Raw genomic sequence first — 459 nt, forward strand, 5'->3', positions numbered from 1 at the left:
TGCAGTCATATTTCCTGATGTTGTAGTTTCGAGATTAACTTCTTTAGTAACGGTTTCCCTTTCCCCTTTTGCATCCGTATACTCAATCTGGACCTTCAGTGGATCGGAGGAACCTATAGAATTTGAGCTTGCGTCGTTATCACCAGCTTGCGAAGAATCTGAAGGTGTTCCTGGGCCATTTCCGGTTGTGTTTCCTCCTGCACCACCCTGTGAATTTGAAACATCAAATGAAGCAATTGTGTAATCTCCTTTCTCCAGATTTCCTACAATTGTTGACGAACTTCCTGAAACTTTGTACCCATCTTGATCTGGAATGGATACTTTCACGGCATATGCTATGTTATTACCTACATTTGCAACTGAAAAGGAAGTCTCTCCAGCACTACTTTCAGAGAATGAAACATCGAAATCCGTTGTTCCTCCTACAAAAAGTCCTGCTGTGGTCTGAATATTTGTCAA

General features: G+C 41.6%; 1 pseudogene. It reads right to left on the reverse strand.

Annotated elements, in window-relative coordinates:
• Window positions 1–459: pseudogene (locus tag ASJ81_RS15370) on the reverse strand (COG1361 S-layer family protein); the annotation flags it as partial.

This window comes from Methanosarcina spelaei, assembly GCF_002287235.1.
Lineage (GTDB): Archaea > Halobacteriota > Methanosarcinia > Methanosarcinales > Methanosarcinaceae > Methanosarcina > Methanosarcina spelaei.